Annotated in this window: 7 protein-coding genes; 4 read left to right on the forward strand and 3 right to left on the reverse strand. The window is 61.6% G+C overall.

Annotation, left to right across the window (positions count from 1 at the left end):
* Positions 1-17: 17 nt before the first annotated feature.
* On the forward strand, positions 18-806 hold the full coding sequence (locus HK108_RS17080; protein WP_181272396.1) for a hypothetical protein: 789 nt from the start codon (positions 18-20) through the stop codon (positions 804-806).
* A 6-nt stretch (positions 807-812) separates the two neighbouring features.
* On the opposite strand, the gene HK108_RS17085 is transcribed toward HK108_RS17080, so the two are convergent.
* Together HK108_RS17085 and wecB are read right to left on the reverse strand one after the other, a co-directional pair.
* Entirely contained in the window at positions 813-1,988 is a 1,176-nt protein-coding gene (locus HK108_RS17085) for a glycosyltransferase (protein ID WP_181272397.1), read from the reverse strand.
* 11 nt (positions 1,989-1,999) lie between these two features.
* A complete protein-coding gene (wecB, locus tag HK108_RS17090; protein WP_181272398.1) occupies positions 2,000-3,163 on the reverse strand; it encodes a non-hydrolyzing UDP-N-acetylglucosamine 2-epimerase in 1,164 nt (387 codons plus the stop codon).
* 301 nt (positions 3,164-3,464) lie between these two features.
* Between wecB and wecC the strand changes: the two genes are divergently transcribed.
* A complete protein-coding gene (gene wecC / locus HK108_RS17095) occupies positions 3,465-4,724 on the forward strand; it encodes a UDP-N-acetyl-D-mannosamine dehydrogenase (RefSeq protein ID WP_181272399.1) in 1,260 nt (419 codons plus the stop codon).
* A gap of 42 nt (positions 4,725-4,766) precedes the next feature.
* Here the strand turns inward: wecC and HK108_RS17100 are convergent, their stop codons facing one another.
* A complete protein-coding gene (locus tag HK108_RS17100; protein ID WP_181272400.1) occupies positions 4,767-5,288 on the reverse strand; it encodes an excisionase family DNA-binding protein in 522 nt (173 codons plus the stop codon).
* Between the two features lie 241 nt (positions 5,289-5,529).
* On the opposite strand from HK108_RS17100, the gene HK108_RS17105 reads away from it, so the two are divergent.
* Complete coding sequence (locus HK108_RS17105; RefSeq protein ID WP_181272401.1) at positions 5,530-7,506, forward strand: acetoacetate--CoA ligase; 1,977 nt, start codon at positions 5,530-5,532, stop codon at positions 7,504-7,506.
* A 176-nt stretch (positions 7,507-7,682) separates the two neighbouring features.
* Positions 7,683-8,708, forward strand: a 1,026-nt coding sequence (locus HK108_RS17110) for a hypothetical protein (protein ID WP_181272402.1), incomplete at its 3' end; no start/stop codon positions are given.

Consider the following 8,708-nt stretch of genomic DNA (forward strand, 5'->3'; position numbering starts at 1 on the left):
CCCGAGGAGTTGAAGAGATGATCGAGCGCACCATCCCCGAGGAGGGACATCACCACGTCGAATCGGTGGCGGCGTTCACCGGGCCCCAGCCGGGTGCCTCGACGACGTACACGATCATGCTCGATGACGTCCCCATCGATCTGCGTTATGACGATCGCGGGTTCGACACCACCGTCGTCTTCTTCCATGCCGCGATCACGAAAGCGGTGCGTCGATATCCGGTGTTCTCCGGGGCCACGTTCTCCGAAGACGTCGCTGCGAATCGTCTGTTCATCAGCGACCCTTCTCTCTACGTCGATTCCCGAATCAAGCTCGGCTGGTACGCCGGCAGCAGTCGGCAGCCGAAGCTGCAGGACGCATTGACTGAGATCATCTCCAGATTCGACAGTCCGGATCGTCGGCTCGTACTCTTCGGTGCTTCCGGTGGAGGATTCGCCTCTCTCTATTACTCCACGCACTTTTCCGGGTCGATCGCTGTTCCGGTCAACCCGCAGACGACGATCCGCAACTATGTGCCGGTCATCGTCAACCGGTACCTCAACTATGCGTGGGACGGACTGCCCGTCGGCGAGCTGCCGGTGTGCACCGATGTCATCGAGCTCTACCGTCGTCCTGTGACCCATTCGGTGCTCTATGTGCAGAACTCCGGCGACAGCGATCACATGGAGCACCACTATGCGCCGTTCTTCGATGTGCTGCCGGAAGGTCACAAAGTGGAGTCCCACCTCGTCGATGCCGGTGAAGGCCATGTTCCGCCGAAGCGTGCACTGTTGGGCAAGATCCTCAAGGACGTCGTCGGCAGCTGAGAACCCTCAGGTGATAGTGAGGCGGAACGGAAGCGTATTGGCCGCGGTGTCTCCGGAGAACTGACGCAGTTCGACCGACCATTTCGACGCTCGGAAGTTCTGGCGAATCGACCAGCTGCCGTCCTCGGCGCATTCTGCCGATCCCATGTGCTTGAAGTCGTTTTTGCCCTTCAACCAGAGTTCGATGCGGCTTCCGGGTGTGCCGACTCCGATGAGGTCGGTGGCGCCGGCTTTCCGGGCTTTGCCGGGCAGGGGCGAACGCAGGTAGAAGAACGGTTCGCTCTGTCCGAAGATGTCGGAGTTGATGCGGATGCACTTCTGCTTGAGCTTGCGCGTCCGACGGTGCAGATCGAGCAGAGCGTACTGCTGCGGCTGGGTGCGACGCCACGTCAGACCCATCGTCTCCGGGGTTGCTTCGTGTTCGACGACGCTGGCTCGGAACGCTTCGAGGTCGATGCCGAACGGGTTGAGATCCGCTTGGGTGAGCGGGCGCATGGAGTCGCCGATTTGGGCGATCCGCGAGTCGTAGTCCCCTTCGCCCTGCCGATGGTAGAGGTAGAGCCAGTCATCGGTGTCGGTCTCGACTCGGTGGGCCAGTCCCCCGCGCTGAACCGCGGTAGTCAGCCATTTCCGGTGGGAGGAGAGCATGAGGTCACCGACGTCGGCCGCTGAGCCGAAGAAGGTCGAGTTCGGGACGTGACTGGGGTAGATCAGCTCGCCTCGGTTGCCGCGCGGTGCGTCGATGCCGACGCCTTTCGCGGTTGTGGCCACCTGCGCCCCGGCCACATCCGGTTCGAAGGCCTCGAGGTGGGCGTCGTGCAATCGGGCCGAGATCGCATCATCGTCATCAAGCAGCTGGGCGTGGAGGGGACGCTTCGGGTGCGTCTCCGCCTTGAGCGCCGCGCGCACGGCGTCGCCGAGGCGGGAGTGATCCGGGACGAAGTGGAAGCGAACCGTGTCGGTGAGTCCGTGATCATCGATGACGTCGTGGACATCGCCGAGGATGTCCGGCGGCAGGTCCGAGTCGAGCAGGATGGCCCACACCAGGTCTCGTTCGCCCATCGCGGCCACGCTGGCGGCGGTGATGCTGCTGAAAAGTCCGAGGCGGGTTCGCCACCAGACGGGGTCGAAGATGCCCACACCCATGCGGGTCACCAGCACGGTGTGCGTTTGAACTGCCACGATCGTCGCCGTCAGTCAGCGAAGGCGACGTCTGGGGCGAATTCCGCTATGCGGTCGCCGACGCCGAGCAGCGATTCGATGGCTGCGACCGACCGGGCGGCGGCTCGTCCGTCACCGTAGGGGTTGACGGCTTTGGCCATGGCTTCGTAGGCGAGCGCGTCGTCGAAGAGTCGGGAGACTTCGGTGACGATCACAGTGGTGTCGGTGCCGACGAGTTTGACCGAACCGGCGGTGACCGCCTCGGGACGTTCGGTGTTCTCACGCATGACGAGGACGGGCTTGCCGAGGCTGGGGGCTTCTTCCTGGATACCGCCGGAGTCGGTGAGGACGACGTCCGAGACGGCCATGACCGTGGTGAATTCGCCGTAGGACAGCGGTTCGGTGACGAGCACGTTGTCGAACTTCTCGACTCTGGGCAGAACGGCTTCGCGCACGAGCGGGTTGCGGTGGGCCGGTAGCAGGATGAACAGTTCTGGTCGGGCAGCGGCGAGCTGGGCCAGCGCGTCTCCGATGTCCTCCATGGACGAGCCGAGGTTCTCCCGACGGTGGGTCGTCACGAGCAGTTTCGGGCGGTCGGAGGCGACATAGTCGGCGACGACCGGGTCGGCCGGGGCCACGTTCATGTCGACGGCGAGGTGGAGGGCGTCGATGACGGTGTTTCCGGTGACGACGACGTCGGCCGGATTGAAGCTCTCGGCGAGCAGATTGTCACGTGACCGTACGGTCGGGGCCAGGTGGAGTGCGGAGATCTGGCTGGTCAGCTTCCGGTTGGCTTCCTCAGGGAAGGGGCTGAGCAGGTTCCCCGAGCGCAGTCCGGCCTCGAGGTGGATGACCGGGATGCCACGGTTGAAGGCGGCGATGGAGGCACCCATGACCGTGGTCGTATCGCCTTGGACGAGCACGGCGTCAGGTGCCTCGTCTTCCAATACGGAGTCAAGTTCCCCGATGACACGGGAGGCGATCCCGTTGAGAGTCTGCCCCTGGGACATGATGTTGAGGTCCACGTCCGGGACGATTCCGAACAGATCGTTGACCTGGTCGAGCATCTCACGATGCTGGGCGGTGACGACGGTGCGGGAGCGCAGGGTCGCACTCGATTCGATCGCCCGGATGAGAGGGGCCACCTTGATGGCTTCCGGCCTGGTGCCGAAGACGGTGAGGACAGTGGGGGTCACGCACGAACTCCTGGTCGGGAGAACCACGGGGGCCGCCTCGGCGAGGCAGGGTTCTCGCTTCAATGCCGATGTGGGTAATGGTATGCAGTTCTGCAGAACTTGGACATACCGACTCCATTCATCTCATCATGACGAACCCACCTTCGCTGACCGAATCAGAAGACCTTCACAGCGCATTCACTCAAAGTTGATGATGAAGTCACGTCAGCGGTCATTTCATGAGTCATTGTGGTCAGGTTGCCTCGAGAAGCTCTCGGGTAACATCAGTAGTCGTTCATCTCGAGTTTGGAGCATCGCACACATGCCGCCCACCGCCACCTCTCAACGCCCTTCCGTCGCCGTCATCGGCCTCGGTTATATCGGTCTTCCGACCGCAGCTGTTCTGGCCAGTTCGGGCGCAGAGGTCGTCGGTGTCGACATCAACGCCGATGCTGTAGCCACGATCAACGCCGGCAAAGTTCCTTTTGTGGAGCCGGATATGGCGACAACGGTGGCCGGTGTCGTCTCTCAGGGTTACCTGCGAGCCACGACCGAGACTCCGCACGCGGACAATTACATCGTCGCCGTGCCGACGCCGTTCAAGGACGGGCACGAACCGGACCTGTCTTACATCGAGACTGCGGGTAAGCAGATTGCACCCCTGCTCGAGGGCAATGAGCTCATCATTCTCGAATCGACTTCGCCTCCCGGAGCAACGGAGTTCCTGGCCGAGACGATCATCAAGGAACGCCCGGATCTCACGCTCAAACCCGGCAGTGCACAGACTGTCTATTTCGCGCACTGCCCTGAGCGGGTGCTGCCCGGCCGGATCATGATCGAGCTGCGGACGAATGATCGCATCGTCGGCACCCTCAACGGCAATGCCGGTGAACGTGCCCGCGATCTCTATGAGCTGTTCTGCGAGGGCGAGTTCCTCATGACCGATGCTCGTACCGCGGAGATGGCTAAGCTGACCGAGAACGCTTACCGCGACGTCAACATCGCCTTCGCCAACGAGCTGTCGGTGATCTCCGACGGACTCGACATCAACGTCTGGGAGCTCATCAAGCTCGCGAACCACCACCCTCGCGTCAACATCCTGCAGCCCGGCCCCGGTGTCGGCGGCCACTGCATCGCTGTCGACCCGTGGTTCATTGTCTCCACCGCTCCCGAGCAGTCGTCACTGATCCGCACCGCGCGTGAAGTCAACGACTCGAAGCCCGGGTATGTGCTCGACAAGCTCCTCCCCCAGGCTCGTCGCATCCAAGATGTGCAGATCGCGGCACTTGGTCTGGCGTTCAAGCCGAACATCGACGACCTGCGCGAGAGCCCGGCCCGGCAGATCGTCGGCCAGCTCGCCGATGCGCTCCCCGACGCGAACATCATGGCGGTCGAGCCGAATATCGACAACCTGCCTTCGGAACTTGAGGAACGCGAGAACGTCACGCTCACTGAGGTGAACGAAGCCATTCGCGCTGCCGATATCGTGCTGCTGCTCGTCGACCACAATGAGTTCACCCGCATCGACCGGACCCTGCTCACGCAGAAGATCGTCCACGATACGCGTGGGGTGTGGGACTGAGCCTAAACCCACCTACGCGCCGACTGCGCCGCTGAGAATTTCTCAGCGGCGCAGTTGCGTTCTGCGTTCTTGTCGAATCTCGGACAGGGCTTCCGCGCTCTCTGCGTCGCTGACGTCCTGGTATTCGTAGGAGCTGTCTGCAATGTAGTCCGATCGCTCGATATGAAGTTGGTCCCGGTAAGCCACAACATCAGCCAATCGCAGTTTCCTCCGAACCGAACCGGGGACATTGGCTTCGAGTTCGCCTGCATCGATGAGTTTGACGACAGTTGGTCGACTCAGCCCCAGCAGATCAGCTGCCTGCTGGGTGGTGATCTCCTGATCGCGGCGGAGAAGGCTGACCGATTGCCCTTGGCGTAGCCCCTCCGCAGCACGCTTCAACACATCGAACAGCTCATCCGTCAGCTCCACTCGGTCGGTGCCATCAGCTGTGGTCAGGAAATAGCGGGCCGAAGGCCCTTCTTCGCGTCGCTGCTTATGCGCAATGAAATCAACAACAGCTGCCAGCTTGCCGGCCTCGGCGCTGCCCTCTGCAGGCGCTGAGACAGCATCCGATTGGACCATGTTCCCTCCCGTCCCCAACCAAGCACCAACATCATATTTACGAAAGTTGCGAAACACAATGGCATGTGGTCGGAAGGTCGCCGCACACGCCACACGATCCGACGGAAGAGTGAAGACGTCAATTCGGCAGAGCACCAAAGCGTAAGGTGGACTCAACGTCTCCCCCGCGGAATGAGTGTGCCTCGTTTCAGCTGGTGGAGACCGCTATCGATGCCGCCCACCGCTGTGCTGAGGAGAAGAATTGACCGCCGAACCGATCTGGCTTCCCGACCCTGACCAGACCCCGCGACCGCAGATCGCCGACTTCATCGACTTCGCGAATCAGCGCACCGGCCAAAGCTTGGCCTCCTATGACGATCTGTGGAACTGGTCGGTGAACGACCTCGACGGGTTCTGGGGCGCGGTCTGGGACTTCTTCGACGTCATCGCCGATGAGTCCTACACCGAAGTGCTCGCCGACCGATCCATGCCTGGCGCCACCTGGTTCCGCGGCACTCGGCTGAACTACGCCGAACACGCTCTGCGAGTCGGCCTTGATGACGAACCAGCCATTATTACGATCAAAGAATCCGGCGAACATCTTGAGACCACCTGGCGCGAGCTGCGTCGCCAAGTTGGATCCGTCGCCGCCTGGCTGCGTGAGCAAGGAGTCGAACAAGGCGACCGCGTCGTCGGCTACCTCCCGAACACCCACCACACCCTCATCGCGTTCCTCGCGACCGCTTCCGTCGGCGCCATCTGGTCTGCCTGCGCTCAGGACTATGCGGCCGAAGGTGCCGCGACGAAACTCGGCCAACTCGAACCGAAGATTCTCTTCGCCGCCGACGGCTACCTGTGGAACGGCCAGGCCTTCGACCGCCGCGACCAGGTCGCTAGCCTGGCCAACCGGATGCCGAGCCTGCAGGCCGTAGTCGGGGTGGGCAACCTCGGCGAGGAATTCATCGACGAACATGGTCAGATCACGAACCTCATTGCCTGGGACGATATCGCCTCCGGGAATGCCGAACCCGAGTTCGCGCGCGTCGATTTCGATACCCCGCTATGGGTGCTGTACTCCTCGGGCACGACGGGGATTCCCAAGGGGATCGTGCACAGCCACGGCGGGGTCGTCATCGATCACCTGCGCCTGCTGGGTCTCCACCTCGACATCCGGCCGGGTGACCGGTTCTTCTGGTACACGAACACGAACTGGATGATGTGGAACCTCGTCGCCTCGGCGTTGGTGGGCGGTGCGACCACGGTGTGCTTCGACGGCAGTCCCCTCTATCCGGGGCCAGGCCGGCTGTGGGAGATCGCCGCGGACACGAAGGCCAATGTGCTCGGGGTCAGTCCCGGGATCTTCCTAGCCGGGATGAAGGCTGGGATCGAACCCGGCAAGGAGTTCGACCTCTCCGCGCTGCGGACGATCGGCGCCACCGGCGCCCCGGTGCCCTCCCACTGCTTCCCATGGGTCCGCGATGCCGTCGGCGAGCGCGTGCAACTGGCCTCGACGAGCGGCGGCACGGACGTCGTCAGCGGATTCGCCGGATCCGCCCCGAACTGTCCGATCTGGGCCGGTGAACTCTCACGGCCTGTCCTCGGTGTGGCGTTGGAGTCCTGGGACGATAACGGTCAGCCGCTTGTCGACGAAGTCGGCGAGATGGTCATCACTGCACCGATGCCATCGATGCCGGTGAAGTTCTGGAACGATCCCGACGGTGAACGCTACCGCGACACGTACTTCTCGATGTTCCCCGGAGTCTGGCGCCACGGCGACTGGATCACCATCACCGACCACGGCAGCGTCATCATCTCCGGCCGCTCGGACGCCACCCTCAACCGGCAGGGCGTGCGCCTGGGCAGCGCCGACATCTACGACGTCGTCGACGGCATCCCCGAGGTGGCCGAATCCCTGGTCATCGGCGCCGAGCAGCCCGACGGCGGGTACTGGATGCCACTGTTCGTCGTGTTGGCTGAGGGGGTTTCGTTGGATTCAGGGTTGCGGTCGCGGATTGTTTCGGAGCTGCGGTCCAAGGCGTCGCCGCGGCACGTGCCCGATGACATCATCGCGGTCCCTGCCATTCCGCACACGAAGACGGGGAAGAAGCTCGAAGTCCCGGTGAAACGGCTCATCCAAGGGCATTCGTTGGAGAAGGTGGCGAATCCGGATGCGGTGGATTCGTTCGAGGCGCTGGAGTACTTTGTGCGGTTTGCGGAAGGGGCCGGCGGGGCTGGGTGAGCCTAGCAGCTGAGCCTGCGCACTATCCCGCGCTGAACCAACCCAACCCCGTACGCCACTGTCGTGGATGTACGGGGTAGGGCCGCCTCGAGGGAGGTACGGCGAAATCTAAACGTGCACATCCAATAACCGCGATCCCTGAAGTTCGCGTCAGTAGTGCGAGTTAGGCTCCTCACATGAATGCCGCGGATACGCCACAGGAGCCATATTCCTCTGCTCGCGACCTCCCAACGTTCCGGGAGATGGAGCAGAACATTAGAGGAATGCAGGAGCTGATCAATGTTGCTCCGGTCGTCAAGCAAGCTGAGCTCAAAAGAGACTTGAAGGACCTCAGTGCCGAGAGCAATCGCATCGCGCTACTCGTTGACGCGTTCTACGAAAAGCTTGGAAGCCGGAACTGGATCTTCTCCAGCGATCTAAGCCTGGAAACTGTTGAATCGATCGTTGAGAAGGATGACACGGACGACGTAGAAAAGGCGCTGATTACCTACTATCGTTCAGACGACCATGTGAAGTTTTGGTTGAAGCGTCTGGCGAGATTCGAAGCAATGAAGCCGCGTCTGCCACTGCTTCGGTCGGCGTTTGAGGATTACAAGTGCGGAAGACACTACAGTGTTGTATTGGTGCTTATCGCCGTAATGGACGGCTTTGTGAACGACCTCGATAAGCAGACTCGCAAGGGCCTGCACGCGAGAAGCGTGGAGGAGATGTTCGCTTGGAACAGTATCGTCGGACACCACATGGGTCTGACCAATGCGCATAAGACTTTCACCAAATCGTGTAAGAAGACAGTGACTAAAGAGGTCCGCGACCTGTATAGGCACGGCATTATGCATGGCATGGTCACGAACTTCGACAACTCCTTCGCTTCCACTAAAGCGTGGAACCATCTCTTCGCAATTGGCGACTGGGCGGATGCGAAACTCAAAGAAGCCGAGCAGGCGAGCGCACCACCTGAACCGTCAATAGAAGAGGTAGTTCAGCAATACCGCCAAATGCAGGAAGCCAAAGCAAGACGCGACCAGTTCGAGCCGTACGAATGCACCCCGGCCACCTCCGTTTGCGATGTACTTCGAGCGGCGGAAGACTACTTCCTACGCTGGGATAGGAAACAGTGGGGGCTACTCAGCCCACACTTCATGCAACCCTCTAATAGTCACTTGTCAGATGGCAACAATGCGTTGGATGCAAAGAGATTGTAC

This window comes from Brevibacterium sediminis (assembly GCF_013623905.1).
GTDB lineage: Bacteria > Actinomycetota > Actinomycetes > Actinomycetales > Brevibacteriaceae > Brevibacterium > Brevibacterium sediminis.

Excerpts from the sequence above, each read along its gene's own strand:
- HK108_RS17080 (WP_181272396.1), top strand. The coding sequence starts at position 18 with ATGATCGAGCGCACCATCCCCGAGGAGGGACATCACCACGTCGAATCG.
- wecC (WP_181272399.1), top strand. The coding sequence starts at position 3,465 with ATGCCGCCCACCGCCACCTCTCAACGCCCTTCCGTCGCCGTCATCGGC.
- HK108_RS17100 (WP_181272400.1), bottom strand. The coding sequence starts at position 5,288 with ATGGTCCAATCGGATGCTGTCTCAGCGCCTGCAGAGGGCAGCGCCGAG.